General features: G+C 71.4%; 25 protein-coding genes and 1 tRNA gene. 18 read left to right on the top strand and 8 right to left on the bottom strand.

Going from position 1 to position 25,206, the window contains the following annotated elements; all coding sequences use genetic code 11:
- Positions 1-104: 104 nt before the first annotated feature.
- On the bottom strand, positions 105-353 hold the full coding sequence (locus tag ACY3FI_RS10305) for a WhiB family transcriptional regulator (RefSeq protein ID WP_022904217.1): 249 nt from the start codon (positions 351-353) through the stop codon (positions 105-107).
- A 258-nt stretch (positions 354-611) separates the two neighbouring features.
- On the opposite strand from ACY3FI_RS10305, the gene ACY3FI_RS10300 reads away from it, so the two are divergent.
- Positions 612-1,034, top strand: a complete 423-nt coding sequence (locus ACY3FI_RS10300; RefSeq protein ID WP_462547435.1) for a hypothetical protein — start codon at positions 612-614, stop codon at positions 1,032-1,034.
- A gap of 74 nt (positions 1,035-1,108) precedes the next feature.
- Here the strand turns inward: ACY3FI_RS10300 and bcp are convergent, their stop codons facing one another.
- Positions 1,109-1,579, bottom strand: a complete 471-nt coding sequence (gene bcp, locus ACY3FI_RS10295; RefSeq protein ID WP_462547434.1) for a thioredoxin-dependent thiol peroxidase — start codon at positions 1,577-1,579, stop codon at positions 1,109-1,111.
- 114 nt (positions 1,580-1,693) lie between these two features.
- Between bcp and ACY3FI_RS10290 the strand changes: the two genes are divergently transcribed.
- Positions 1,694-1,766: transfer RNA gene (locus tag ACY3FI_RS10290), tRNA-Lys, on the top strand.
- A 97-nt stretch (positions 1,767-1,863) separates the two neighbouring features.
- On the opposite strand, the gene ACY3FI_RS10285 is transcribed toward ACY3FI_RS10290, so the two are convergent.
- Complete coding sequence (locus ACY3FI_RS10285) at positions 1,864-2,514, bottom strand: YigZ family protein (protein WP_462547433.1); 651 nt, start codon at positions 2,512-2,514, stop codon at positions 1,864-1,866.
- A gap of 82 nt (positions 2,515-2,596) precedes the next feature.
- Here ACY3FI_RS10285 and ACY3FI_RS10280 point away from each other — a divergent pair, with 82 nt between their 5' ends.
- The 4 genes from ACY3FI_RS10280 to ACY3FI_RS10265 all read left to right on the top strand — a co-directional run bounded on the left by ACY3FI_RS10280 (position 2,597) and on the right by ACY3FI_RS10265 (position 4,825).
- Complete coding sequence (locus ACY3FI_RS10280; RefSeq protein WP_462547432.1) at positions 2,597-3,037, top strand: hypothetical protein; 441 nt, start codon at positions 2,597-2,599, stop codon at positions 3,035-3,037.
- Positions 3,034-3,495, top strand: a complete 462-nt coding sequence (locus tag ACY3FI_RS10275; RefSeq protein ID WP_462547431.1) for an ImmA/IrrE family metallo-endopeptidase — start codon at positions 3,034-3,036, stop codon at positions 3,493-3,495. Before ACY3FI_RS10280 ends, ACY3FI_RS10275 begins: the two co-directional genes overlap by 4 nt.
- A complete protein-coding gene (locus ACY3FI_RS10270) occupies positions 3,492-4,430 on the top strand; it encodes a hypothetical protein (protein WP_462547430.1) in 939 nt (312 codons plus the stop codon). The genes ACY3FI_RS10275 and ACY3FI_RS10270 overlap by 4 nt, the downstream gene beginning before the upstream one ends.
- A 182-nt stretch (positions 4,431-4,612) precedes the next feature.
- A complete protein-coding gene (locus ACY3FI_RS10265) occupies positions 4,613-4,825 on the top strand; it encodes an SCO4848 family membrane protein (protein WP_462547429.1) in 213 nt (70 codons plus the stop codon).
- A gap of 108 nt (positions 4,826-4,933) precedes the next feature.
- Here ACY3FI_RS10265 and ACY3FI_RS10260 read toward each other — a convergent pair whose 3' ends face one another.
- On the bottom strand, positions 4,934-5,239 hold the full coding sequence (locus ACY3FI_RS10260; protein WP_462547428.1) for a hypothetical protein: 306 nt from the start codon (positions 5,237-5,239) through the stop codon (positions 4,934-4,936).
- A 41-nt stretch (positions 5,240-5,280) separates the two neighbouring features.
- Entirely contained in the window at positions 5,281-6,831 is a 1,551-nt protein-coding gene (locus ACY3FI_RS10255) for an amino acid permease (RefSeq protein WP_462547427.1), read from the bottom strand.
- 88 nt (positions 6,832-6,919) lie between these two features.
- On the opposite strand from ACY3FI_RS10255, the gene ACY3FI_RS10250 reads away from it, so the two are divergent.
- Positions 6,920-8,098, top strand: coding sequence for a mechanosensitive ion channel family protein (locus ACY3FI_RS10250; protein ID WP_462547426.1), 1,179 nt, complete (start codon positions 6,920-6,922; stop codon positions 8,096-8,098).
- Positions 8,099-8,287: 189 nt separating this feature from the next.
- On the opposite strand, the gene ACY3FI_RS10245 is transcribed toward ACY3FI_RS10250, so the two are convergent.
- On the bottom strand, positions 8,288-8,479 hold the full coding sequence (locus tag ACY3FI_RS10245; RefSeq protein WP_462547425.1) for a hypothetical protein: 192 nt from the start codon (positions 8,477-8,479) through the stop codon (positions 8,288-8,290).
- Positions 8,480-8,572: 93 nt separating this feature from the next.
- Between ACY3FI_RS10245 and ACY3FI_RS10240 the strand changes: the two genes are divergently transcribed.
- Positions 8,573-9,724 (top strand): SLC13 family permease, encoded by a 1,152-nt coding sequence (locus ACY3FI_RS10240; protein ID WP_462547424.1) that lies wholly within the window; start codon positions 8,573-8,575, stop codon positions 9,722-9,724.
- 24 nt (positions 9,725-9,748) lie between these two features.
- Here the strand turns inward: ACY3FI_RS10240 and ACY3FI_RS10235 are convergent, their stop codons facing one another.
- Positions 9,749-10,720 (bottom strand): magnesium transporter CorA family protein, encoded by a 972-nt coding sequence (locus tag ACY3FI_RS10235; protein WP_462547423.1) that lies wholly within the window; start codon positions 10,718-10,720, stop codon positions 9,749-9,751.
- An 89-nt stretch (positions 10,721-10,809) separates the two neighbouring features.
- Positions 10,810-13,395: a hypothetical protein gene (locus tag ACY3FI_RS10230; RefSeq protein WP_462547422.1), complete on the bottom strand. Its 2,586-nt coding sequence runs from the start codon at positions 13,393-13,395 to the stop codon at positions 10,810-10,812.
- Between the two features lie 186 nt (positions 13,396-13,581).
- On the opposite strand from ACY3FI_RS10230, the gene otsA reads away from it, so the two are divergent.
- From otsA to serA, 10 genes are all read left to right on the top strand, one after another.
- Entirely contained in the window at positions 13,582-15,171 is a 1,590-nt protein-coding gene (otsA, locus tag ACY3FI_RS10225) for an alpha,alpha-trehalose-phosphate synthase (UDP-forming) (RefSeq protein ID WP_462547421.1), read from the top strand.
- Positions 15,164-15,946: a trehalose-phosphatase gene (gene otsB, locus ACY3FI_RS10220; RefSeq protein WP_462547420.1), complete on the top strand. Its 783-nt coding sequence runs from the start codon at positions 15,164-15,166 to the stop codon at positions 15,944-15,946. The genes otsA and otsB overlap by 8 nt, the downstream gene beginning before the upstream one ends.
- 89 nt (positions 15,947-16,035) lie before the next feature.
- Positions 16,036-17,730 (top strand): dihydroxy-acid dehydratase, encoded by a 1,695-nt coding sequence (gene ilvD / locus ACY3FI_RS10215; protein ID WP_462547419.1) that lies wholly within the window; start codon positions 16,036-16,038, stop codon positions 17,728-17,730.
- Positions 17,731-17,775: 45 nt separating this feature from the next.
- Positions 17,776-19,596, top strand: a complete 1,821-nt coding sequence (locus tag ACY3FI_RS10210; RefSeq protein ID WP_462547418.1) for an acetolactate synthase large subunit — start codon at positions 17,776-17,778, stop codon at positions 19,594-19,596.
- Entirely contained in the window at positions 19,593-20,093 is a 501-nt protein-coding gene (gene ilvN / locus ACY3FI_RS10205; RefSeq protein WP_462547417.1) for an acetolactate synthase small subunit, read from the top strand. The genes ACY3FI_RS10210 and ilvN overlap by 4 nt, the downstream gene beginning before the upstream one ends.
- A gap of 48 nt (positions 20,094-20,141) precedes the next feature.
- Positions 20,142-21,167, top strand: a complete 1,026-nt coding sequence (gene ilvC / locus ACY3FI_RS10200; protein WP_462547416.1) for a ketol-acid reductoisomerase — start codon at positions 20,142-20,144, stop codon at positions 21,165-21,167.
- A 208-nt stretch (positions 21,168-21,375) separates the two neighbouring features.
- On the top strand, positions 21,376-22,566 hold the full coding sequence (locus tag ACY3FI_RS10195; protein ID WP_462547415.1) for a mannitol-1-phosphate 5-dehydrogenase: 1,191 nt from the start codon (positions 21,376-21,378) through the stop codon (positions 22,564-22,566).
- 60 nt (positions 22,567-22,626) lie between these two features.
- Positions 22,627-23,067 (top strand): hypothetical protein, encoded by a 441-nt coding sequence (locus ACY3FI_RS10190; protein WP_462547414.1) that lies wholly within the window; start codon positions 22,627-22,629, stop codon positions 23,065-23,067.
- Positions 23,064-23,453 carry a hypothetical protein gene (locus tag ACY3FI_RS10185; RefSeq protein WP_462547413.1) on the top strand — a complete coding sequence of 130 codons (390 nt, stop codon included), beginning with the start codon at positions 23,064-23,066 and terminating at the stop codon, positions 23,451-23,453. The genes ACY3FI_RS10190 and ACY3FI_RS10185 overlap by 4 nt, the downstream gene beginning before the upstream one ends.
- A 155-nt stretch (positions 23,454-23,608) precedes the next feature.
- Positions 23,609-25,198 carry a phosphoglycerate dehydrogenase gene (serA, locus tag ACY3FI_RS10180; RefSeq protein WP_462547412.1) on the top strand — a complete coding sequence of 530 codons (1,590 nt, stop codon included), beginning with the start codon at positions 23,609-23,611 and terminating at the stop codon, positions 25,196-25,198.
- Positions 25,199-25,206: the final 8 nt, after the last annotated feature.

Raw genomic sequence — 25,206 nt, 5'->3', positions numbered from 1 at the left:
ACCCCCCGCACGACCATCCGCACCCCCCCACCCGCGCCCCGCACATGACGACGCCCGTCGCTCCCGGAGGAGCGACGGGCGTCGGACGCGCAGGGCGCGGTTCGTCAGGAGGCGCGGCGCGCGCGAGCGGCGCGGCGCTTCAGCGCGCGACGCTCGTCCTCGCTGAGGCCACCCCAGACGCCGGAGTCCTGGTTGTTCTCGAGCGCGTACTGCAGGCACATCTCGGTGACGGTGCAGCGAGCGCAGACGGACTTCGCCTTCTCGATCTGGTCGACGGCCGGTCCGGTGTTCCCGACGGGGAAGAAGAGCTCGGGGTCCGCGGTGAGGCAGGCTGCCTGGTCACGCCAGTCCATGTGTGGTGCTCCTTGTGATCGATGCTCGAACGGCAGGCCGGGGCCGTGGTTCGGGGGATCGGAACGCATGCGTGCACGAGCACGAGGGACACCCGTGGGGGAGGAGTCCGCTGGAAGCGAGTCTGACGCCCATGTGACGCTCGGGGGAGGAGCGCTGAACCACGGGAGACGCACACCACATCGTGCCGTCCAAACGACCTCGAATATCGTTCCATACTGGTAGGGCCAAATCAAGGGTTCCGACGCTGGAGGATCGCTGTGCACGAGACCATCCCGAACGACCCCGGAGCCGTCGAACGGCGCTCCCCGGCGTTCGTCGCCCTCCTCGTGGTCGTCGGCCTGGAGTTCGCCGCCCTCGTCGTGCTGACCGTCGTGCTCGTCGTCGAACTGCTGGTCGCGCCGGCCTCGAGCATCGCGTCCGGCATCGCGCTGACCGTCCTCACCGCCATCGCCGCGCTCTGGCTCGGCGCGCTGTTCGTCGGCCTCCGCAACCGTCGCCCCTGGGTGCGCGCCGGCATCATCGTCTGGCAGGTCCTGCAGGGTGCACTGGCGATCGGCGCGTTCCAGGGCGTCTTCCGCGTCGCGTGGGTCGGTTGGGCGCTGCTCGTCCCCGCCCTGCTCGGCATCACGCTCGTGCTGTCGCGGACGGTGACGGCCGCGCTCGCACGTCGCGACGAGTAGACGCGACCATCCGCACGGACCGGAGGCGCGGTGCCAGCTGGCACCGCGCCTCCAGTCCGTGCCATGGCCGGGTCTCAGACCAGGCCGAGCTTCTTCCGCAGGCTCGCCACGTGGCCCGTGGCCTTCACGTTGTACAGGGGGAGCTGCACGGTGCCGTCCTCGTCCACGACGATCGTGGACCGAATCGTGCCGGTGACGATCTTCCCGTAGTTGTTCTTCTCGCCCCAGGCGGCGTACGCCCGGTGCACGGCGAGGTCGGGGTCGCTGAGCAGCGGGAAGGTGAGGGCCTGCTCGTGCTGGAACTCCTTGAGCGCCGGCTGCTCGTCCTTCGAGACGCCGAGCACCTCGTACCCGGCGGCCTGCAGCGAGGACATGTTGTCGCGGAAGTCGCACGCCTCGGTGGTGCACCCGGGGGTGGACGCCGCCGGGTAGAAGTACACGATGACCTTCCGGCCACGGAGGTCGGCGAGGGAGTGCTGCACGCCGTCCTGATCCGGGAGGGTGAAGTCGGGGGCGGTGTCGCCGGCGACGAGACGGTCGGTCATGGTGCTCCTGTTCGTGTCCGGTGCCCGAGTGGTCGTGAGCACCTGAAAGCCATGCTATTGTTGTTTCCCGTTGCAGGACGGACTTCCGGACAGCGACAGACAACTGAACAGCACGCACCTCTAGCTCAATTGGCAGAGCAACTGACTCTTAATCAGTGGGTTCTCGGTTCAAGTCCGAGGGGGTGCACCGCCAAGGCCCCGATCGCAGCTGCGATCGGGGCCTTCTTCGTTGGGCGATCCCGCGCGGTCAAGGAGACACGCCCGAGGTGCGTCCGGCTTGGGAATCAGTCCGCGACGACGTCGACCACGCGCTCCTCACCCACGACGGGCTCGAGCGAGCCCGCCGACACCGACGCGAGGTCGGCGCGCAGCGGTCCGAGCGCGTCCCGGGGCACCCAGAGCTCGAACGTCGCGGCGGCGCCGTACGCCGGGTCGCCGAGCCGGGCGTCGTGGTGTCGGACCCAGTCCCGCAGGACGTTGTCGACCCGGCCGGCGTCGGCGTGCGGGACCTCGACGGTCACGCGGGTCAACGATCGGCGGTGCACGAGCGCAGCGCGGTCGAGCGCCTCGGACACCGAGGTCGAGTAGGCCCGCACCAGCCCGCCGGCCCCGAGCTTCACCCCGCCGAAGTACCGGGTGACGACGGCGACGACGTCGGTCAGCCCGCGGCGACGGAGCACCTCGAGCATCGGGACGCCCGCCGTCCCGGAGGGTTCGCCGTCGTCAGACGAGCGAGCCTGGTCGCCGCGGACGCCGGTCACCATCGCGGTGCAGTTGTGGCGGGCGTCCCAGTACCGGCGGCGGACCTCGGCGATCGTCCGGTCGGCGTCGGCGACGCTCGACACCGGGGCGATCGTCGTGACGAAGCGCGACTTCGTGACGACGATCTCGTGCTCGACCGGGGCGGCGACGGTGGACGGGAAGACGGTGGGCACACTCCGAGGCTAACGACGTGGACGGAGCAGGAGGCCGCGCTACCATGACGTCCACCAGCGGCTGGGGAGGAGTCCGATCGACATGGCGACCGTGGAACAGCGGGGCGGGACGCTCGACGCCGCCGAACTCGCACGCCGGCTGAACCTGCTCCTCGACTTCGAGGAGGCCCAGCGCGGCGCCCCCGTGCCGTTCGCCACGATCGAGGAGTACGTGGCCTCGCGCGGAGCATCGCTGTCGCGGGCGAAGTGGACCTACATGCTCTCCGGGGACGGCCGACGGAACCGCGACACCGCGTTGCTGCGCCACCTCGCCGGGTTCTTCACCGTCGACGAGCGCTTCCTGCTCGAGGACAGCGAGGTGCCCGAACGGATCGGGGCGCAGCTCGCGCTCGTCCGGTCGCTCCGCTCGGCCCGGGTCAGCGGCTTCGCTGCCCGGACGTTCCCCGGCGAGCTCTCGCCCGAGGCGCTCCGCCGCATCGCCGAGGTGCTCGAGGAGGAGTCCGAGCGGGGGAGCGTGGCATGAGCGGCTCCTTCGTCGAGGACTTCTGGCTCCTGGCGGCCGCCGAGGGCTGGTCGGACGTCGACCAGGCCGTCGACGCCGCCGCCCGCGTCGTCGGCAAGCCGATCGTGGTGCGCGAGGAGGCGTTCCTCCTCGACGAACCGGTGTGCGGCTTCGTCGCGACGCTCGAACGCTCGCACCTCGTGATGATCTCGCCGACGCCGTCACCGACCTTCCGGTCCTTCGTCATCGGGCACGAGCTCGGCCACGTCCTGCACCGGCACCAGGAGCACGCGGCGCAGTCGGCGTACATCCGCGACGTGATCCCGGACCTGCCCGGGTACAAGGTCGAGCGGGCGATGGCGCGCGGGCTCTTCGCGAACGAGTACGAGCACGAGGCAGAGGTCTTCGCCGACCGGCTGGCCGAGGCGATCCGGCAGCACCGCGGACGCCCGAGCGCGTTCCGCGGGGTCTTCGGGTGACGATCGCCCTCGTCCAGGCGCTGCTGCTCGTCGCCGGGACGCTCGTGCTCGCGGTGCTGCAGCGCGGGCAGGACCGCACGCTCGCGGTGACGTTCCTGCTGTTCGCCGCGACGATCGTCACGAACGTCGACCCGCTGTACCGCTGGCTGGACCCGCTCGTGGGCGGCGTCAACCTGGTGACGGTGGTCAGCGACGGCCTCATGGTGGCCGGCACGAGCACCCTGCTGTGGGGCGTGGCGAAGGCCGTCGGCGTCGCGCGGCCCTGGCTGCGGAACGCCATCGTCGTCGCGTGCGTGGTCGTGCTCGTCGTGGTGATCGCGGCGTTCACGGTGCTCGACAGGCCACCGACGACCACCACCTTCATGCTCGACGCCGGGTCGCAGCCTGCTGCGGCGGTGTACTCGATCGCGCAGACGGCGTGGCTCGGGGTGACGCTCGGGGCGACCGGGGTCATCTGCGTCCTGCACGTGCGCGAGGCCCGCACGGCGACGGACCTCGTCGGGCTGTGGGTCCTCGTGCTCGGCGGGGTCTTCGGCGTCGTCCGCATGGTCGTCGTCGTGGTGATGGACGTCGCACACGTCGTCGGGCGGCTCGACGTCACCCGCGCCCTCGGGCTCCCGTACGACGTGACCACCCCTGGTGCCGTCATCTGCGTGGCGTCGGGGATGCTGCTGCTGGTGATCGGGCACCGGGTGTCCCGCCGTCGTCGTGCTCGCCGGGTCGACCTCGCGCTGCAGCGTCTCGCGCCGGTGCACGAGCGGGTCGGCACGGACAACGCCTACCCGGCCTCGACGGACCCGGTGACCCGGTTGAGCCGCCTGGTCGTCGAGATCGAGGACGGAGCGCGCCGGAGCCGGCAGCCCCTGACCACCGCCGAGCGCGCGGTCCTCGCCGAGGCCGAGTCGGCGCTGGCGGGGCCGGCCGACGGCACGTGAACCGCAGCGGCTCGGTCCTCGACGCGGTCCGAGGCGCCGTGTAGGGTCTGTAGCACCTGCTACACCCGCGGTGTCGCAGCGGGGTGGGACTCGGTCGCGTTGGGGGCGGCCGAGCACCACCCGCCCCGGCGAGCGGCACGCGTCGCACCCGGCGCGCGGCACCCGGCTCCTACACTGGAGGCGTGACCGTCTTCGCAGCCATCGTCCTGTTCGTCGGCGCCGTGTTCAACGTCGTCGCCTGGCCGCGCTTCTTCCAGCGCGTCGCGAAGGACTCCCGGGCGCGCGACGCCGCGGGGCGCCCGACGACGTTCTGGCGCGTGCACTTCGTGCTGCTGCTCATCGCGCTCGCGATCGCGGCGGCTTCGGTCGTGGCGGCGATCCTGCTGCTCGTCTGACGCGTCGCGCGCCGCGGGCGCACGACCCTCCCGACGCAGCGAGGCGTCCGGCCGTGCCAGGCGCCCCACGCGCAAGCGCGAGCACAGGGGCAGCAGCGGGCGCCGCGCTCAGGACGCCGACGGCAGCGGCGCCCCGAGCACCCGTCGCAGCGCCAACGCCGCGACCCGCTCGTCGTCCGGGGCGAGCAGCACGCGGTAGGTCTCGGCGGCCGTCACGAACTCCACGCACACCGCGTCGAAGTCGCACTGCTCGATCCGCCAGCCCCGCACCGACGCCATCGGGACCTCGGTCAGCCGGTCGCGCTCGAAGCTCGTCTCCGCCGTCACCCGGTCGGCGTACACGCGCACGCGACCGAAGGTCCGACGCCACGTGAGCTGCAGGTCGAGCGTGGGGGAGGAAGAAGGGTCCGGCACGCGCTGATCGTACCGAAGGAGTGCCGGACCCGTCCGACCCGCTAGCGGCCGCTCCTGCCGCCGTCGCCGTCGCTGCCCCGACGGACCTGCTTCGCCGGGTCCCGGCCGGTGACGGGGAACGGTCCGGTGACGCCCTCGCGGAGGGCAGCGATGCGGAGGATCCGGTCGCGCTGCAGGAACCACCCGACGATCAGCAGCGGGATGACGATCACGAGCGACGCGATCGTGTACGTGCCGACCGGGTAGTCGATGGCCATCAGGACGACGACCGACGCCAGGAACGCGAGCGTCAGCCACGAGGTGACGGGCGCACCGGGCAAGCGGAAGGTCGGTTCCTTCGCGAGGCCCTGCTTCGCCCACTGCCGCAGACGCATCTGGCAGAGGATGATCGTGCCCCACGCGGTGATGATGCCGAGGCTGGCGATGTTCAGCGCGATCTCGAACGCCTGGCTCGGCACGAAGTAGTTCAGCCCGACGCCGAGCACGGTGAAGGCCGCGGTGAGGAGGATGCCGGCGTACGGCACACCGCCCTTCGACATCTTCGTGGTCCACTTCGGCGCGGAGCCGTTCATGCCCATCGAGTGGAGGGCGCGTCCGGTCGAGTAGAGGCCGGCGTTCAGGGAGGACAGTGCGGCCGTGAGCACGACGAAGTTCATGATCGACCCGACGATCGTGCCGACGTGCGGGTTGCCGAGCGACGAGAAGAACGTCACGAAGGGGCTCTGGCCCTCCTTGTACGCCGTGTAGGGCAGCAGGAGCGACAGCAGGACGATCGACCCGACGTAGAAGACCGCGATGCGGAAGACGACGGAGTTGATGGCGCGGGGGATGACCTTCTCGGTGTCCTGGGTCTCGCCGGACGCGGTGCCGACGAGCTCGATCGCGGCGTAGGCGAACACGACGCCCTGGATCACGAGCACCGCGGGCAGCAGACCGTTCGGGAACACCCCGCCGTTGTCGCCGAGGATCGAGAACCCGGTGCGGACCGCTTCACCGCCGGCCTCGACCGGGAAGGCGAAGACGAGCCAGATGATGGCGACGACGAGGAAGGCCACGAGGGCGGCGACCTTGATGAGGGCGAACCAGAACTCCAGCTCGCCGAACACCTTGACCGCGACCATGTTCGCGGCGAGGACGACGACGAGGGCGATGAGCGCCAGGAGCCACTGCGGGGCGGCCGTGAACGCCTTCCAGTACTGCAGGTAGAGCGCGACCGCGGTGGTGTCCACGATCGACGTCATCGCCCAGTTCAGGAAGTACATCCAGCCGGCGGCGTAGGCGAACTTCTCGCCGTAGAACTCGCGGGCGTAGGAGATGAACGACCCCGAGGACGGACGGTGGAGCACGAGTTCGCCGAGCGCCCGGAGGATGAAGAACGCGAAGACCCCGGCGATGAGGTACGTGATCGCCAGGGCGGGCCCTGCGGTGTGCAGACGCCCACCGGCGCCCAGGAAGAGCCCGGTGCCGATGGCCCCGCCGATCGCGATCATCTGCAGTTGCCGGGGCTTCAGACCGTGCTGGTAGCCCTCCTGCTCGTGCGAGAAGTCGTTCGCGGGGGCGCGGTCCACCCCGGTGTCGTTCTGCGCTGTCATGCGCGACACGCTACTAGTCGATCGGTTCCGGGGCGGACATCCGGCGCGAACCTCCGATGCGGGGCACGGGCGCTGGTTGCATGGGGGGATGGACATCCTCCTCCGACTCCTCGTCGCGATCGGGTTCGCCCTGCTCGTGACGGCCGCCGCGGCCCTCGTCCTGCACCTGGTCTTCCGGGTCCTGTCCCGCCGGGAACGGTGGGCGTCGGTCCTGTCCCGGCGGACGAAGCACCCGACCCGGATCATGCTGTTGCTCGTCCTGCTGTGGGCGGCCTTCTCGACCTCGGTCCCGGACACCCGCGCGTACCCGTGGCGGGACGAGGTGTCGCACACGTTCCTCATCGCCACGATCGGCGTCGGCACGTGGCTCGCGTGCGAGGTCGCCGTGTTCCTCGAGAGCCTCGGGCTCTACCGCTACCGCGTGGACGTGCCGGACAACCGGGTCGCGCGCCGCATCCGCACGCAGGTGCTCATCCTCCGCCGGTTGACCGTCGCCGTGCTCGTCATCATCGGCGTCGGCGCGATCCTGCTCACCTTCCCCGGCGTCGAGGCCGCCGGCGCGAGCGTCCTCGCCTCGGCGGGCCTCATCTCGGTCATCGCCGGCCTCGCCGCGCAGTCGACGCTCGGCAACGTCTTCGCGGGCATGCAGCTCGCCTTCTCCGGCTCCATCCGCGTCGACGACGTCGTCGTGGTGGAGCAGCAGTGGGGGCGCATCGAGGAGATCACCCTCACCTACGTCGTCGTGCACCTGTGGGACGACCGACGCTTCGTGCTGCCGTCGACGTACTTCACGAGCACGCCGTTCGAGAACTGGACGCGCACGAACAGCGAGCTGCTCGGCGCCGTCGAGTTCGACCTCGACTGGCGCGTCAACCCCTCCGAGATGCGCGCCGAGCTCGACCGCATCCTCGCCACGTCGTCCATCTGGGACGGCCGCACCAAGGTGCTGCAGGTCACCGACGCGGTGGGCGGCATGGTGCGCGTGCGGATCCTGGTGACGGCACCGGACGCCGGCGGGCTCTTCGACCTGCGCTGCTACGTCCGCGAGGAGATGGTCGAGTGGGTGCAGCGCGAGCACCCCGACGCGCTGCCGCGCCAGCGCGTGCAGGTCGCCCAGGGGGACGAGACGGCGGTCCGACGCCGACCGCGGACCGACGAGCAGGACACCGCCCTCTTCCGCGAGGGCGACGAGCGTGCAGCGCTCTTCACCGGTCCGATCCAGACCTCCGGCATCCGACCAGAGGCCATCCCGCCCGAGGCGCGCTGACCACCGCAGCGCTGATCACCGCAGCGCCGACCACCGCAGCGCTGACCACCGCAGCGCTGACCACCGCAGCGCCGACCACCGCAGCGCTGACCGCTCGTCGGTGACCCCCGGACACACGGGAGGCGCGGTGCCAGCCGGCACCGCGCCTCCCGTGTGTCGTCGGGTCGCGTCGGGGACGCGACCCGCCTGCTACGGCTGGCGCGCCTTCACCGCGCGGTCGTCCTCGACGACCGTGCCGACCGCGACGATCGTCGTCGCGATCCACGCGACCCAGGTGAGGGCCAGTCGCCAGTCGCGCGGACCCTGCCGCGTCGTCTGCAGGACGCTGTAGCCGCTGATGATCGAACTCCACACCGCACCGCTGAACATGAACTTCCGCACGGGTTCCTCCTCTTGGTCGTCCCCGCCACGCTACCGGCCGCTACATTGGAGCGCCGCCGGTCGCCCTGCCGGCGTGCAGATCGAGGAGTCACCGTGCGCCAGGCCGTCATCGGGGGAGTCCTGCTCGTCGTCGGCGCGGTGTGTGTCGCCCTCGGGCTGCTGCCGCTGTCCGACCTCGCCGAGCTCGCCGACCGGGTCGTCCCGGTCCTGGCGTTCGTGCTCGGGCTGACCGTCGTCGCCGAGCTCGCCGCCGACGCCGGTGTCTTCGACCGGCTCGCCGACGTCGCCGCCAAGGTCGGCGGCGGCCGGACGATCGGGTTGTGGGGCGCGGTCGTCGTCCTCGCGGTCGTCTGCACCGTGTTCCTGTCCATCGACACCACGGCGGTGCTGCTCACGCCGATCGTGATCACGCTCGCACGACGGGTCGGTCTGCCGCCGATGCCGTTCGCCCTGACGACGGTGTGGTTGGCGAACACGGCGTCGCTGCTGCTGCCGGTGTCGAACCTGACGAACCTGCTCGCCGTCGACCGGATCGGGCTCGACGGGCCGATCCCGTTCGCGGGGTTGATGGTGTGGGCGGCGCTCGCCGGGGTCGTCGTGCCGTGCGCCGTGCTCCTCGTGGTGTTCCGCGGCAAGCTCTTCGGCCGGTACACGCCGGTGTCCGTGCGCCAGGCGACCGACCCGGTGTTCTTCTGGTCGGCGTCGGCGGTGCTCGTCGCCCTCGTCGTCGCGCTCACCGCCGGCGTGACGGTGTGGATCGCCGCGGTGGCGGCCGCCGTGCTGCTCGTCGTCGTCGCCGCCTTCCGGGCCCCGGGCGAGCTCCGGCCGTCGCGCGTGCCCTGGTCGACGCTCATCTTCGCGGCCGGGCTGTTCGTGGTGGTCGAGACGCTGCACGCGACCGGCGTCACCGACCCCGTCGTGCGGGCGCTGTCCGGCGGCACCGACACCGGCTCGCTCCTGCTGCTCGGCGGCGCCGGCGGCGTCGCGGCCAACGCGATCGACAACCTGCCCGCCTACCTGGTGCTCGAACCCGCCGCGGGGCACGAAGCCCTGCGCTACGCGGCGCTGCTCGTCGGGGTCAACGCCGGCTGCCTCATCACGCCGTGGGCCTCGCTCGCGACGCTGCTCTGGCATGCACGGCTGTCGTCCGAGGGCGTGCACCTGTCGTGGGGGCGGTACATGGCGCTCGGTTGCGTCGTCGCGCCGCTCACGGTCGTCGCCGGCGTGCTCGCGCTGCAGCTCTGACGCAGGGTCGGTCGCCGCGGCGCGCTACAGCCAGTCGCGCTTCTTGAACGACCCGTAGAGCAGCAGCGACGACGCGGTCGCCAGGCCGACGGCGGCGAACAGCCCCGACCAGTGCCCCTCGCCGGGGAAGGTCACGTTCATGCCGAACGCGCCCGTGATGGCGGTCGGCACGGCGATGATCGCCGCCCAGCTCGTCACCTTCTTCATCACGACGTTCTGCCGGTTCGACGCCAGGTTCAGGTTCGTGTCGAGCACGCTGGACACGGCGTCGCGGAGCTGGTCCACCGAGTCCGCGACGGACACCAGGTGGTCCTCGACGTCGCGGTAGTAGGGACGGATGCCGTCGACGATGGTGTCGGCGTCGCCGTGCAGCATCGAGCCGACGCTGTCCCGGGTCGGCACGACCTGCCGACGGAGCACGCCCAGGGCCTTCCGGAGCCGGAACGACCGGCGTTGGATCTGCTGCTCGCGCGGGTTGCCGTGCTCGAAGAGGTCGTCCTCGAGGTCGTCGATGCGTCGCTCGATGTCCGCGACCGCCGCGGTGGCGTGGTCGACGACCGTGTCGAGGAGCCCCCAGACCAGCCAGGGGACACCGTGGTCGGCGAGGTCGGCGTTCGCGTGCAGCCGGCGTTCGACGGTGGCGGGGTCGACGTCGGCGGCGTGCACGGTGACCAGGGCGTGGTGCGTGATGAACGCCTTCACCTCGTGCACGGCGAGCTCACCGTCGTCACCGAGGCCGCCCACGTCGTACACGACCAGGAACAGGCTGTCGCGGTAGCGGTCGAGCTTCGGTCGCTGCCCGCGTTCGACCGCGTCCTCGACGGCGAGCGCGTGGATGCCGAGCTCCTCCTCGACCTGTTCGAGGTCCGAGGCCCCCGGGTCGGTGTAGTCCACCCACACGAAGGCCCCGTCTTCCGCCACCAGGTCCGAGATGCGCTCGACGGGGAAGTCCCGCTCACCCGGCTCGCCGTTCCGCCAGGAGCGTGTCATCACCATGCGCCCGAGCCTAGTGAGACGGCCGGCCTGGGGACCCCAGGCCGGCCGTCGCACGGTCGCGGTGTGCGCGATGCAGACCCCGCGCTCGCTCAGTAGGCGGCGACGAGCTTGCCGTCCTCGACCTTCAGGTACTCGTTCACGTCGAAGGTGTCCTCGGCGTGCCCGGAGCCGCCGAAGTACGACGTGTAGTCGTACCCGATGACGCCGTCGGAGGTGCTCTCGACGAGGATCGAGCCGGACAGCGACGCGTCGACCCGCAGCTTCGGCATGGTCTTCACCGAGTACTTCACCGGGCCGTCCGCGTCGTAGGGGCCGTACCAGGGGCAGCCGTCGAGCGCACGGACCTCGGTCTTCGCGGCGCAGTCCTGGATGAGGTCGGTGACGAACTGCTCGGCGTCCTGCTCGAGCTTCTCGGTCGCCTTCGGCTCGAAGTCGACGTACGACGACGAGGTGGAGGACCCGACCGACAGCTTCTTCTCTCCGCCGGTGAAGTACTCGTCGCCGCCGACCGTGACCTCGTAGGTGCCCGGGTAGGCGAGCGAGCGGAAGGCGCCGTCCTGGATCGTGCCGACGCGCTTGCCGCCGATGGAGATCGGCGCGCCCTCGAGCGCGGAGGAGGCGGTGATCGAGACGGTCTCGGCGAGCGGCTCGGTGACGCGCCACTCGTCCTTCACCAGGAAGGCCGTGCCGGTGCGGCGGAGCGTGACCTGGCCCGAGCGCTGCTTGCCGTCCTGGCGGTACGAGACGGTCGCGAGTGCGTTGTCACCGCTCGCCGAGACCCGGCCGACGCGCACGTCCTCCGGGCGGTCGGAGGCACTGCGGAGCACGGCGCGGTCGAGCATCGGTGCGTCGCCGGGGACCTCGCTGAGTCGCTCGGCAGCGGCGGCGTCACCGCGGGCGATCGCCTCGACGTAGGCACGCACGGTCGGCGCGGGTCCCCAGACGTTCGCTCTGAGGACCGAGGTCGTCACGACGCCCGCGATCACGAGGACGACGACGGCGCCGCCGGCGATGAGCGAGCGGACGAGGACCTTCCGGGCCCTCGGCGACATCGGGGCGGGGGCGGGTGCCCCGGAGCCGAGGAACGGCTGCGCGGCCGCGCCGTCCTGCGGGGCAGGCGTCGCGGACCACGCGGACGCCGGGGCGGCGGCGTCCGCGTCGGTCGGCACGCCACCGTCCCGCGCCGGCACGCCGACGGGCGCCGGACCGGACACCGTCTGCCCGGGCACGACGCCGTCGACGTCCGCCGGGTCCTCCCGGTCGGCAGCGGCCGGACCGGCCGCTGCCCGCGGGTCCGTCCCCACGATCCGGGCGGTCCCGAGGAGCACGCGCCCGCCGAGCATCGGCAGCAGCACCGGCGCGACGAACCGTGCGACGACCTCGATCGCCGCGCCCCACAGCGCCGTCACGAGCGGGGTCCACGGCGTGACGCCGAGCGAACCGGCACCGCCGACGACCGACGTGCCGGATGCCGAGTACGACACCACGGCGGTGCCGAGCACGAGCAGCACGAGCCCCGCCACCAGCCAGACCGCCGGCGTCACCACCCAGTCGAGCGTGGTGCGGACCCGGTCGTTGCGGCGCACCGCGAGTGCGAGGCCGGCGACGAACGCCGTCACGAGCACGAGGAGCACGGCGAGCCAGACGAGTCCGCTCGTCCCGCCGAACACGGTCGCGGTGCCGCCGCCCGCGCCGATGCCCGAGGCGCCGACGCCGCCCAGGAACCCGAGCGCCGTGATCGCGACGGCCGCGTTGCCGATGACGAGCGGCAGTGCCGAGCCCCACGACGGCTGGGCGACGAGCGCGCCGACCACGACGACCAGGAACACGACGGCGAGGAGCACGACGAACTGCGTGGCGGCGATCCGGACCGTGCCGAGCACCCGGCCGAGGTGCACGCCGCGCACGAGCGACGACGGGCGGGCCAGCAGGACGGACAGCGTCCCGATCACGAAGGAGCCGAGCACACTGCCGATGCCGACGCCGTGCACCGGGTCGATCGAGACGCCGGGGACGTCGGGGAAGCGGATCGCGAGCGCGAGTCCGGTGACCGTCGTGACGGCGGTGAGCACGACGCCGGAGAGCAGCGCCGGCACGAGCAGGCCGACGAACCCGGTGGTCCTCGTCCGGATGCGACGCGTGAGGACGACCGCGAGCACGACCTGCGCGGCGAGCACGACGGCGGGGACGAACCCGACGGAGGCCGCTCCGGAGACGCCGAACAGCCCGGCCGAACCGGACAGGTGGAGCCGCCCGAGGTCGGCGAGCACGACGAGCTGCGCGGGTGCGCCGAGCAGCACGCTGACGCCCGAGACGAGCGACTGCACGTCCGGGGCGCCGGTGGCGCCGGTCGAGCCGAGGTCGCCCGAGGAGCCGAGCCCGGAGGACGACCCGGACGAGTCGCTGCCGGCGGCGAGCACGAGCACCGTGAGCAGGAGCGACAGTGCCGCGACGACGTAGGCGGCGACCCAGCCGCCGACGGCCGCGAGGACCGCGGCGAGCCAGTCGCGGCCGGGGACGGCACGGAGCACCCGACCGAGCGGGTCGGACGCGACCGCGGAGGTGGAGGCCGACCCCGCCACGGGCGCGGGGTGCGTCGACCACTGCGGCGCGCCTCCCGGCTGTGCGGGACCGCCCTCGGGCGGGACGGGCGGGACGGGTGGCTGGTCGCTCACGGTGGCGCGGGTCCTCTCTCGCCGAGAGGCCGGCGCCGACGCCGTGTCGGTCCCTTCGTGTCCCCCCGACACGGCGCCGATCGTAGCGGAGTCCGCCGATCCACCGTGAGTCCCCTGTCGGCACGCTGGTAACTTCGGGTCCGGACCCGGCGACCCTGCCGGGGGAGACGGAGACCCCACCACCCCATGGCAGCACCCACCGACCAGACCCGCTACGCCTTCGTCGTCGCCTCGAACCGCCTCCCGGTCGACCGCGTCGTCGACGCGGACGGCAACGAGGGGTGGCGGCACTCGCCCGGTGGCCTCGTCACCGCGCTCGAGCCGGTCATGCGTGCCAACGACGGCGCGTGGGTGGGCTGGGTGGGGCAGCCCGACGTCGAGGTCGCGCCCTTCGACAACGAGGGCATCCACATCGTGCCGGTGCCGCTCAGCGCGGACGACGTCGAGGAGTACTACGAGGGCTTCTCGAACGACACCCTCTGGCCGCTCTACCACGACGTCATCGAGCACCCGAGCTACCACCGCGACTGGTGGAACGCCTACGTGCGGGTGAACGAGCGCTTCGCCGACCAGATCGTCGACATCGTCGAGCAGGACGGCGTCGTGTGGGTGCAGGACTACCAGCTGCAGCTCCTCCCGGCGCTGCTGCGGGAGCGTCGCCCCGACCTGACGATCGGCTTCTTCAACCACATCCCGTTCCCGCCCGTCGGCATCTACGCGCAGCTCCCGTGGCGTGCGCAGATCCTCGACGGCCTGCTCGGGGCGGACGTGATCGGCTTCCAGCGCCACGACGACGCGAGCGACTTCCTCCGCGCGGTGCGCCACATCAAGGGCTACACGACGAAGGGCTCGACGATCGACGTCCCCGTCGACGACCCGGCCGCCCCGCGGAGCCGCCGGGGCATCACGGTCCGGCACGTCGAGGCGCGACACTTCCCGATCTCGATCGACGCCGAGAGCTTCGAGGCGCTCGCGCACCGGCCCGAGGTGCAGGAGCGCGCCCGCGAGATCCGCGAGAGCCTCGGCAACCCGAAGACCGTGCTGCTCGGCGTCGACCGGCTCGACTACACGAAGGGCATCCGTCACCGCATCAAGGCGTTCGGCGAGCTCGTCGAGGACGGCCGGATCGCGGTCGAGGACGCGACCCTCGTGCAGGTCGCCAGCCCGAGCCGCGAGCGCGTCGACACCTACGCGACCCTGCGCGACGAGATCGAGCTGACGGTCGGTCGGATCAACGGCGACCTCGGCGTCATCGGGCACCAGCCGATCGCCTACCTGCACCACGGGTACCCGCGCGAGGAGATGGTGGCGCTCTACCTCGCCGCCGACATCATGCTCGTGACGGCACTGCGCGACGGCATGAACCTCGTCGCGAAGGAGTACGTCGCCGCCCGGTTCGACAACGACGGTGTCCTCATCCTCTCCGAGTTCGCCGGTGCCGCCGACGAGCTGAAGCAGGCGGTCATCGTCAACCCGCACGACATCGGCGCCCTGAAGGACGCCATCCAGCGCGCCGTCGAGATGCCCCGCCGCGAACGCTCCACCCGGATGCGCGCGCTGCGCAAGCGGGTGCGGGACAACGACGTGGCGCGCTGGTCGCGCTCCTTCCTCGAGGCGCTCGACCGGCACGCGCCGCGTCGCGCGCAGCTCGACCCGGCCGCTGCCGACCCGGGCGACGAGCACGTCGAGGAACTGCAGGACACGACGTCGATCTTCGACCAGGACGCGCAGACCGCGCGGGCCGCCGAGGACACCCGGGAGGCGCGCGGTGCCTGAGCAGACCACCGACCAGTCCGCCGTCACGTCGGCCCTCGAGACGCTCGCGGCTGCGCCGCGACTGCTCGTCGCCCTCGACTTCGACGGCACGCTCGCCCCGTTCGCCGACGACCCCTCGCAGGTCGGCGCGCTGCCCGGCTCGTGGGCGGCGGTGCTCACCCTGCAGCGAGCCCGTGACACCGAGGTCGTGCTGGTCTCCGGTCGGCCGCTCGACAGTCTCGCCCGGGTGTCCTACGCGCCCGAGGACATGGCGCTCGTCGGCTCGCACGGCGTGGAGTGGCGCGTCGACGGTCACGACGAGGCCGCGCTCACCGAGGACGAACTCGCCCGGGTCGCCCGGGTCGGTGCCGCGCTCGACGAGGTCGGTGCGCGGTTCCCCGGCGTCGTCATCGAGCACAAGCCCGCGGGGCACGGCGTGCACACACGCCGGGTGAGCGCCGAGGTCGCCGCCGATGCGAACGCAGCGGCGAGCCGCGCCGCACACGAGGCAGACGCGGACGTGCTCGAACGCGGCGGGAAGGACATCGTCGAGTTCGCCGTGCGACACGTCACGAAGGGCGACGCGATCGACCGGCTCCGCGAGCTCCGGGGCGCGGACGCGGTGTTCTTCGCGGGCGACGACGTCACCGACGAGGACGCCTTCGCGGTGCTCCGCGACGGCGACGTGGGTGTCAAGGTGGGGGAGGGCGAGACCCGTGCGTCGGTCCGTGTCGCCGACCCGGCGGCCCTCACCGACGTCCTGAAGCAGCTGGCCCGTCTGCGCGCCACGCGCTGAGGACCCGGCCCCGCGCCTCCCGACCCGATTCTCCATGCGGATGCATGGGGTTGTCGGTCTGGTATCCCAACTGCGCCTAGACTCGCTCCATGCCTGACATCGACGTGAAGCCCCGCAGCCGGGTCGTCACCGACGGGATCGAAGCGACCACCTCGCGTGGCATGCTCCGGGCCGTCGGCATGGGTGACGAGGACTGGGACAAGCCGCAGATCGGGATCGCGTCCTCCTGGAACGAGATCACCCCCTGCAACCTCTCGCTGGACCGCCTCGCGCAGGGCGCCAAGGAAGGCGTCCACTCGGGCGGTGGGTACCCCCTGCAGTTCGGCACCATCTCGGTGTCCGACGGCATCTCGATGGGCCACGAGGGCATGCACTTCTCGCTCGTCTCGCGTGAGGTCATCGCCGACAGCGTCGAGACCGTCGTCAACGCCGAGCGCCTGGACGGCACCGTGCTGCTCGCGGGCTGCGACAAGTCGCTCCCCGGCATGCTCATGGCCGCCGCGCGCCTCGACCTCGCGAGCGTCTTCCTCTACGCGGGCTCGGTCATGCCGGGCTACGTGAAGCAGGCGGACGGCTCCTTCAAGGAGGTCACGATCATCGACTCCTTCGAGGGTGTCGGTGCGTGCAAGGCCGGCACCATGAGCGAAGCGGAGCTCAAGGAGATCGAGTGTGCGATCGTCCCCGGCGAGGGCGCCTGCGGCGGGATGTACACGGCGAACACGATGGCGAGCGTCGCCGAGGCCCTCGGCATGTCGCTGCCGGGCTCCGCCGCGCCGCCGAGCGCCGACCGTCGTCGTGACTACTACGCCCGTCGCTCCGGCGAGGCCGTGGTCAACATGCTGCGCCTCGGGCTCACCGCCCGCCAGATCCTGACGAAGGAGGCGTTCGAGAACGCCATCGCCGTCGCGATGGCGCTCGGAGGCTCCACCAACGTCGTGCTGCACCTCCTCGCGATCGCACACGAGGCCGAGGTCGAGCTCACCCTCGACGACTTCAACCGCATCGGCTCGAAGGTCCCGCACCTCGCCGACATGAAGCCCTTCGGCAAGTACGTCATGGTCGACGTCGACCGCAACGGCGGCATCCCCGTGATCATGAAGGCGCTGCTCGAGGCCGGTCTGCTGCACGGCGACGTGATGACGGTCACCGGCAAGACCCTGGCCGAGAACCTCGCCGAGATCGACCCGCCGGAGCTCGACGGCGAGGTCTTCCGGAAGCTCGACAACCCGATCCACGCGACCGGTGGCCTGACGATCCTGCAGGGCTCCTTCGCGCCCGAGGGCGCCGTCGTGAAGACAGCCGGCTTCGACGCCGAGGTGTTCGAGGGCCCCGCGCGGGTGTTCGACCGCGAGCGTGCCGCGATGGACGCCCTCACCGAGGGCCGCATCCAGAAGGGCGACGTGGTGGTCATCCGCTACGAGGGTCCGAAGGGCGGCCCGGGCATGCGCGAGATGCTCGCCATCACGGCGGCCATCAAGGGCGCTGGACTCGGCAAGGATGTACTACTGTTGACGGACGGACGATTCTCAGGCGGCACAACCGGCCTGTGCATCGGCCACATCGCACCGGAAGCCGTGGACGCAGGTCCAGTGGCGTTCGTGCGCGATGGCGACCGCATCCGTGTCGACATCGCGGCTCGCTCGCTCGACCTACTGGTCGACGAGGCCGAGCTGGAGGCCCGCCGCGAAGGCTGGGCCCCGCTGCCCCCGCGTTACACCCGCGGAGTCCTCGCGAAGTTCGCGAAGCTCGTCCAGTCCGCTGCCAAGGGCGCGGTCACGGGCTAGCGTCGACACGTTCGAACCGCCATCCCTCCAGGCAAGGACCACCTCATGCCCACGGAAGCCACTCCGCTGTCCGCGGCCGCCGGTGCACGCCGGTCGCCGGAGACCCTGACCGGCTCGGGAGCCGTCCTCCGGACGCTCGAGCACCTCGGGATCACCGACGTCTTCGGCCTGCCCGGCGGCGCCATCATCCCGTTCTACGACGAGCTCATGGCGTCCACCACGATCCGGCACATCCTCGTCCGGCACGAGCAGGGCGCCGGCCACGCCGCCGAGGGCTACGCCTCGGCGTCCGGCAAGGTCGGCGTCGCCATCGCGACGTCCGGCCCCGGTGCGACGAACCTCGTCACGGCCATCGCCGACGCCTACATGGACTCGGTGCCGTTCATCGCGATCACCGGGCAGGTGTTCTCGACCCTGATGGGGACGGACGCCTTCCAGGAAGCCGACATCGTCGGCATCACCATGCCGATCACGAAGCACTCGTTCCTCGTGACCGACCCGGCCGACATCCCGGCGACCCTCGCCGCGGCGTACCAGATCGCGACGACCGGCCGTCCGGGCCCCGTGCTCGTCGACATCACGAAGGACGCCCAGCAGAAGTCGGCGCCCTACGTCTGGCCGCCGAAGATCGACCTGCCCGGCTACCGTCCGGTCACCAAGGCGCACGGCAAGCAGATCGTCGCCGCGGCGCAGCTGCTCGCCGAGGCCGAGCGGCCGGTGCTCTACGTGGGTGGCGGCGTGGTCCGCTCCGGCGCGACCGCCGAGCTGCTCCGCTTCGCCGAGGCCACCGGTGCGCCGGTCGTCACGACGCTGATGGCCCGCGGCGCCTTCCCGGACTCGCACCAGCAGCACCTCGGCATGCCCGGCATGCACGGCACGGTGCCCGCGGTGCTCGGGCTGCAGGACAGCGACCTCATCATCGCGCTGGGCGCGCGGTTCGACGACCGCGTGACCGGCAAGGCCGACGAGTTCGCGCCGCACGCCAAGGTCGTGCACGTCGACATCGACCCCGCCGAGATCTCGAAGATCCGCTTCGCCGACGTGCCGATCGTGGGCGACGCGCGCGAGGTCCTCGTCGACCTCCTCGACGCGTGGAACGACGTCGCCGCCGACCGTGCCGACACGAGCGCCTGGTGGGCGAAGCTCGACCAGCTCCGGAAGGACTTCCCGCTCGGGTACGCCGAGCCGACCGACGGGCTCCTCGCGCCGCAGGCGATCATCCGCCGCATCGGCGAGCTGACCGGACCCGAGGCCGTCTACGCGTCGGGTGTCGGGCAGCACCAGATGTGGTCCGCGCAGTTCATCAAGTACGAGCGGCCGCACGCCTGGCTGAACTCCGGCGGTGCCGGCACGATGGGCTACTCGGTGCCCGCCGCGATGGGCGCCAAGGTCGCCGAGCCGGACCGCGTGGTGTGGGCCATCGACGGCGACGGCTGCTTCCAGATGACGAACCAGGAACTCGCGACCTGCGTCATCAACGACATCCCGATCAAGGTCGCGATCATCAACAACTCGTCGCTCGGCATGGTGCGCCAGTGGCAGACCCTCTTCTACGACGGCCGCCACTCCTTCACCGACCTCGAGACGGGCCACCAGAGCCGTCGCGTGCCGGACTTCGTGAAGCTCGCCGACGCCTACGGTGCCCTCGGCATCCGGGTCGAGCGCGCCGACCAGGTCGACGACGCGATCAAGCTCGCCCTCGAGACGAACGACCGCCCGGTGGTCATCGACTTCGTGGTGAGCCGCGACAGCATGGTGTGGCCGATGGTCCCGCAGGGCGTCGGCAACTCCTCGATCGAGTACGCCCGCGACCACGCGCCCAGCTGGGACGTCGAGGACGCCGACATGACCGGAGACCCCGCATGAGCCACGTCCTCTCCCTGCTCGTCGAGGACAAGCCGGGTCTGCTGACGCGCGTCGCCGGGCTGTTCGCCCGTCGCGGCTTCAACATCGAGTCGCTCGCCGTGGGCAACACCGAGGTCGAGGGCCTGTCCCGGATCACGGTCGTCGTCGACGTCGAGGACCTGCCCCTGGAGCAGGTGACGAAGCAGCTCAACAAGCTCGTCAACGTCATCAAGATCGTCGAACTGGACTACTCGCAGTCCGTGCAGCGCGAGCACATGCTCGTGAAGGTGCGGGTCGACAACCAGACGCGCTCGGCGGTCCTCGACGCGGTGACCCTGTTCCGCGCCCAGGTCGTCGACGTGGCCACCGACTCCCTCGTCGTCGAGGTAACCGGAGACCCCGGCAAGATCCAGGCGATCCTCCGGGTGCTCGAGCCCTACGGCATCAAGGAGCTCGCGCGTGCCGGCCTGCTCGGCATGGGCCGGGGGCCGAAGAGCATCACCGACCGGGTGCGCTGACCGGACGCCGGCCGCCCCACCAGACCACTACCAAGGAGACACACCCTCGTGACTGACATCGTGTACGACGCCGACGCCGACCTGACGCTCATCCAGGGCAAGAAGGTCGCCGTCATCGGGTACGGCTCGCAGGGCCACGCCCACGCCCTCAACCTCCGCGATTCCGGCGTCGAGGTCAAGATCGGCCTGAAGGAGGGCTCGAAGAGCCGCCAGAAGGCCGAAGAGGCGGGCTTCGAGGTCCACACGCCGGCCGACGCCACCGCGTGGGCCGACGTCGTCGTCATCCTCGCGCCGGACCAGGTCCAGCGCATCGTCTACGCCGAGGACATCAAGCCGAACCTCAAGGACGGCGCGACGCTCGTCTTCGGTCACGGCTTCAACATCCGCTACGGCTACATCGAGGCGCCCGAGGGCGTCGACGTGTCGCTCGTCGCGCCGAAGGGCCCGGGTCACACCGTGCGCCGTGAGTACGAGGCCGGCCGCGGCGTGCCGGTCATCGTCGCGGTCGAGGTCGACGCCTCGGGCAGCGCCTGGGACCTCGCCTGGTCGTACGCGAAGGCCATCGGCGGCCTGCGCTCCGGCGGCATCAAGACGACCTTCACGGAGGAGACCGAGACCGACCTGTTCGGTGAGCAGGCCGTCCTCTGCGGTGGCACCTCGCAGCTCATCCAGTACGGCTTCGAGACGCTGACCGAGGCGGGGTACCAGCCGCAGATCGCCTACTTCGAGGTCCTGCACGAGCTCAAGCTGATCGTCGACCTCATCTGGGAGGGCGGCCTCACGAAGCAGCGCTGGTCGATCTCCGACACCGCCGAGTTCGGTGACTACGTCTCCGGCCCGCGCGTGATCTCGCCCGAGGTCAAGGAGAACATGAAGGCGGTCCTCGCGGACATCCAGGACGGCACCTTCGCGAAGCGCTTCATCGAGGACCAGGACGCCGGTGCGCCGGAGTTCAAGGCCCTCCGCGCCAAGGGCGAGGAGCACCCGATCGAGGCGACGGGCCGCGAGCTCCGTGCCCTGTTCGCGTGGAAGTCGAACGACGCCGACTACGTGGACGGCTCGGCCGCGCGGTAGTCTGCGGACACCACTCGATGACGAGGCGGCGGTGCGACTGCACCGCCGCCTCTCGATGTGACCCGAACGTTATGCAGCAGCACTCGAACCAGCCCGACGACGCCGAACGGCGTCCCCCCGGCGACCCCGCACCCGTTGCGCGACACCTGTCGTCCGCTGTGCGCGGGTCGCGTCCGGTCGGCGGCGCGCGACATGGGAGGATCGTCGGATGGCGGTGACGAAGCGAGCGGTGCACATCGGCGCCGGCAAGATCGGGCGCGGGTTCGTCGGCCAGTTCCTCCTCGCCAGCGGGTACGAGCTCACCTTCGTGGACGTCGACGCCCGTGTCGTCTCGGCGCTCAACGAGGCCGGACGCTTCGTCGTGCACGAGGTCGGCGAGAAGCCGGTCGAGCACCTGGTGTACGGCTTCCGCGCGTTGAACAGCAAGACCGACCGCGACGCCGTCGTCCGTGCCATCGCCGAGGCCGACGTCGTCACGACCGCCGTGGGTGCGCGCACCCTGCCGCTCGTCGCCCCGGTCATCGCCGAGGGCCTCGCCGCGCGCCCCCTCGACCGCGGTGACGTCACGATCGTGGCGTGCGAGAACGCGTTCAACGCCACCGACTCACTGCACGCCAGCATCCGCCGTGCGCCGATCCTCGAGGACCGCGACATCGCCGCGGTCTTCGCGAACTGCGCGATCGACCGCATCGTTCCGGACCAGTCCGGCGTGCTCGGTCAGTCCGGCGGCCTCGACGTCGTGCTCGAGCCCTTCTACGAGTGGGTCATCGAGCGCACCCCGTTCGCCGCGTCCGACGCCGAGCCGCCCGCCATCGACGGCGTGACCTGGGTCGACGACCTGCAGCCCTTCGTCGAGCGCAAGCTCTACACCGTGAACACGGCGCACGCGACGGCGGCCTACCACGGCTACGTCCGAGGCATCCGCCTGATCCGCGAGGCACTCGAGGACCACGACGTCCGCGCCGAGGTCGACGGCGTGCTCGCCGAGACCACCGCGCTGCTCGTCGCCAAGCACGGCTTCGACCCGGCGGAGCACGCCCGCTACGTCGCGGCGAACCTCTCCCGGATCGCGAACCCGCACCTGCCGGACACCACCGTGCGCGTCGGTCGGAACCCGCTCCGCAAGCTCGGCCGCCGCGAGCGCTTCGTCGGCCCCGCGGCGCAGCTCGCCGAACGGGGGCTGCCGGTCGACCACCTCGTCGGCGCGGTCCGCGTGGCGCTGGCGTTCGACGACGAGAACGACCCGGAGTCGATCGAGCTGCACGCCCTGCTCCGCTCCGGTGCGACGGCGCACGCACTCACCGAGATCCTCACCGGGCTCATGGAGAGCCACCCGCTGTTCCCCGCGCTGCGTGAGGTCGTCGCCGAGGTCCTCGAGGCCCAGCCCGCCGACGTCTGAGTCGTGCACAGGGCGGTCCTGGTGGTCCTGCCGTCCCGCGGCCCCTCGTAGAATCGGGGCATGACCACGGCAGCATCCCCGCCCGACGGCTCCGTCGACCACGACGACGACGCCCTCAGCTGGGGCGACGCCGACGACGCCTCGCACGTCGACGCCGCACACAACCCGGTGCCCGTGGCGGACCGTGCTCCGCGCGACCCCGACGCCCCGGAGACGTCGGGCGCGCTGGTCGGCTTCGGCGTCTTCGGCGGGCTCTACCTGCTCTACACCGTCGCCTGGCTGCTCACCGCGTCGACCTCGTACGTCGCCGGGGTGGACACCGTCCTGACCCTCTTCGTCGAGGTGCTCCGGTTCCTGTCGATCCTCGCGCCGGCGCTCTGGTTCGCCGTCGTGCTGTGGGCCGGCCGGGGGAGCCGTACCCGGACGCGACTGCTCTGGATGCTCCTCGGTGCCGCCGTGCTGTTCCCGTGGCCGTTCCTCATGACGCGGAGCTTCGGGTGACCGCCGCGACGCCGACCGCCCCGACCGCGCGCCGCTCGCCGGCGCCGCTGGTCGGCCGCATCGTCGTGTGGGTGGTCTTCGCGGTGCTCTTCGGCTACATGACGGTGCAGGCCGTCGGCAACCTGTCGCAGGTCTCGCAGCGCGTGGACGAGTTCAACGCCTTCCTCGAGTCCACCTCGGGCGGTGCGTCACTCAAGACGAGCACGCCGTGGCTGTGGCTGGTCCTCGACATCGCGATCGCACCGGTCGCCTTCGTCGCGGCGCTCGTCATCACGCGGCGGTCGAGCATGCGGCTGACGATCGCGGTCTTCGTGGTCGCGTTCGCGGCGGCCGGCGCACTGTGGCTCGACCTGCAGCTCTTCGTCCCGCGACTGCTCGACTTCTGACCCGGCCAGACGACGGACAGGAGGCACGGTGCCGGCTGGCACCGTGCCTCCTGTCCTCTTGCGGTCCGGTACCGGACCGATGGTGCGGTCGTAACCACCTGCGCGCGTCGTTACGATGGTGGGATACCGCCCGTCTCGTGTGAGGAAACGCAGCTGTGCCGAAGCCGGTCGTCCTGATCGCCGAAGAACTCTCGCCCGCCACCGTCGACGCCCTCGGGCCCGACTTCGAGATCCGGAACGTGGACGGTACCGACCGCGCCGCGCTCCTGGAGTCCCTCGCCGACGCACATGCCGTGCTCGTGCGTTCCGCCACCAAGATCGACGCCGAGGCGATCGCCGCGGCCCCGCAGCTCAAGGTGGTCGCCCGCGCGGGCGTCGGCCTCGACAACGTCGACATCAAGGCCGCCACCACGGCCGGGGTGATGGTCGTGAACGCGCCGACGTCGAACATCATCTCCGCCGCCGAGCTCACGGTCGGCCACATCCTGTCGCTCGCGCGGCACATCCCCGCGGCGCACGCGTCGCTGGCGGCCGGGGCGTGGAAGCGCTCCTCCTACACGGGTGTCGAGCTCTACGAGAAGACCGTCGGGATCATCGGTCTCGGCCGCATCGGCGCGCTCATCACGCAGCGGCTGCAGGCGTTCGGCGTCTCCGTGATCGCGTACGACCCGTACGTCACGACGGCCCGCGCCCAGCAGCTCGGGGTCGAGCTCGTCTCGTTGGAGGACCTGCTCCGCCGCGCCGACTTCACCACGATCCACATGCCGAAGACGCCGGAGACGGTCGGCATGATCTCCGACGCGCAGTTCGCGCTGATGAAGCCGAGCGCCTTCGTCGTCAACGTGGCCCGTGGCGGCCTGATCGACGAGGACGCCCTGCACCGCGCCCTGACGGCCGGCACCATCGCCGGCGCCGGGCTCGACGTCTTCGTGTCCGAGCCGCCGAAGGACTCGCCGCTGCTCGCGCTGCCGAACGTCGTCGTGACGCCGCACCTCGGCGCCTCGACCGACGAGGCGCAGGAGAAGGCCGGCGTCTCGGTCGCGAAGTCGGTCCGGCTCGCCCTCGGCGGCGAGCTCGTGCCGGACGCGGTCAACGTCGCCGGCGGCGTCATCGACCCGTACGTCCGTCCGGGCATCTCGCTCATGGAGAAGCTCGGTCAGGTGTTCACCGGCCTCGCGACCTCCCCGGTCACCAGCATCGACGTCGAGGTGCACGGCGAGCTCGCGCAGTACGACGTCAGCGTGCTCCGGCTCGCGGCGCTCAAGGGCGTCTTCACCGACGTCGTGAGCGACCAGGTCTCCTACGTCAACGCGCCGCTCATCGCGGAGCAGCGGGGCGTCTCCGTCCGGCTCATCACCGACGCGGACAGCCCTGAGTACCGGAACGTGCTCACGATCCGCGGGGCCCAGTCCGACGGCCCGGCGATCAGCGTCTCGGGCACGCTCACCGGTCCGAAGCAGGTCGAGAAGCTCGTCGAGATCAACGGCCACGACGTCGAGGTCGCCCTCGAGTCGCACCACGTCGTGATGGTCTACACCGACCGCCCCGGCATCGTCGCCGTCTACGGCAAGGAGTTCGGCGAGGCCGGCATCAACATCGCGGCGATGCAGATCTCGCGGCGCGAGGCCGGCGGCCAGGCGCTGAGCGTGCTCACGGTGGACTCGCCCGTCCCGGCCGAGATCCTCGAGCACGTCCGGTCGACGATCGACGCGGCGTCGCTCCGCGAGATCGACATCACGCTCTAGGACGGTGG

It is taken from the genome of Curtobacterium sp. RM9 (genome assembly GCF_054956955.1).
This window is presented reverse-complemented; position numbering and strand designations above follow the sequence as displayed.

Bases quoted from the DNA above. Each gene is read 5' to 3' on its own strand.
- ACY3FI_RS10305 (WP_022904217.1), bottom strand. From the start codon at position 353: ATGGACTGGCGTGACCAGGCAGCCTGCCTCACCGCGGACCCCGAGCTC.
- bcp (WP_462547434.1), bottom strand. From the start codon at position 1,579: ATGACCGACCGTCTCGTCGCCGGCGACACCGCCCCCGACTTCACCCTC.
- ACY3FI_RS10280 (WP_462547432.1), top strand. From the start codon at position 2,597: ATGGCGACCGTGGAACAGCGGGGCGGGACGCTCGACGCCGCCGAACTC.
- ACY3FI_RS10275 (WP_462547431.1), top strand. From the start codon at position 3,034: ATGAGCGGCTCCTTCGTCGAGGACTTCTGGCTCCTGGCGGCCGCCGAG.
- ACY3FI_RS10255 (WP_462547427.1), bottom strand. From the start codon at position 6,831: ATGACAGCGCAGAACGACACCGGGGTGGACCGCGCCCCCGCGAACGAC.
- ACY3FI_RS10250 (WP_462547426.1), top strand. From the start codon at position 6,920: ATGGACATCCTCCTCCGACTCCTCGTCGCGATCGGGTTCGCCCTGCTC.
- ACY3FI_RS10235 (WP_462547423.1), bottom strand. From the start codon at position 10,720: ATGGTGATGACACGCTCCTGGCGGAACGGCGAGCCGGGTGAGCGGGAC.
- otsA (WP_462547421.1), top strand. From the start codon at position 13,582: ATGGCAGCACCCACCGACCAGACCCGCTACGCCTTCGTCGTCGCCTCG.
- ilvD (WP_462547419.1), top strand. From the start codon at position 16,036: ATGCCTGACATCGACGTGAAGCCCCGCAGCCGGGTCGTCACCGACGGG.
- ACY3FI_RS10210 (WP_462547418.1), top strand. From the start codon at position 17,776: ATGCCCACGGAAGCCACTCCGCTGTCCGCGGCCGCCGGTGCACGCCGG.
- ilvN (WP_462547417.1), top strand. From the start codon at position 19,593: ATGAGCCACGTCCTCTCCCTGCTCGTCGAGGACAAGCCGGGTCTGCTG.
- ACY3FI_RS10195 (WP_462547415.1), top strand. From the start codon at position 21,376: ATGGCGGTGACGAAGCGAGCGGTGCACATCGGCGCCGGCAAGATCGGG.
- ACY3FI_RS10190 (WP_462547414.1), top strand. From the start codon at position 22,627: ATGACCACGGCAGCATCCCCGCCCGACGGCTCCGTCGACCACGACGAC.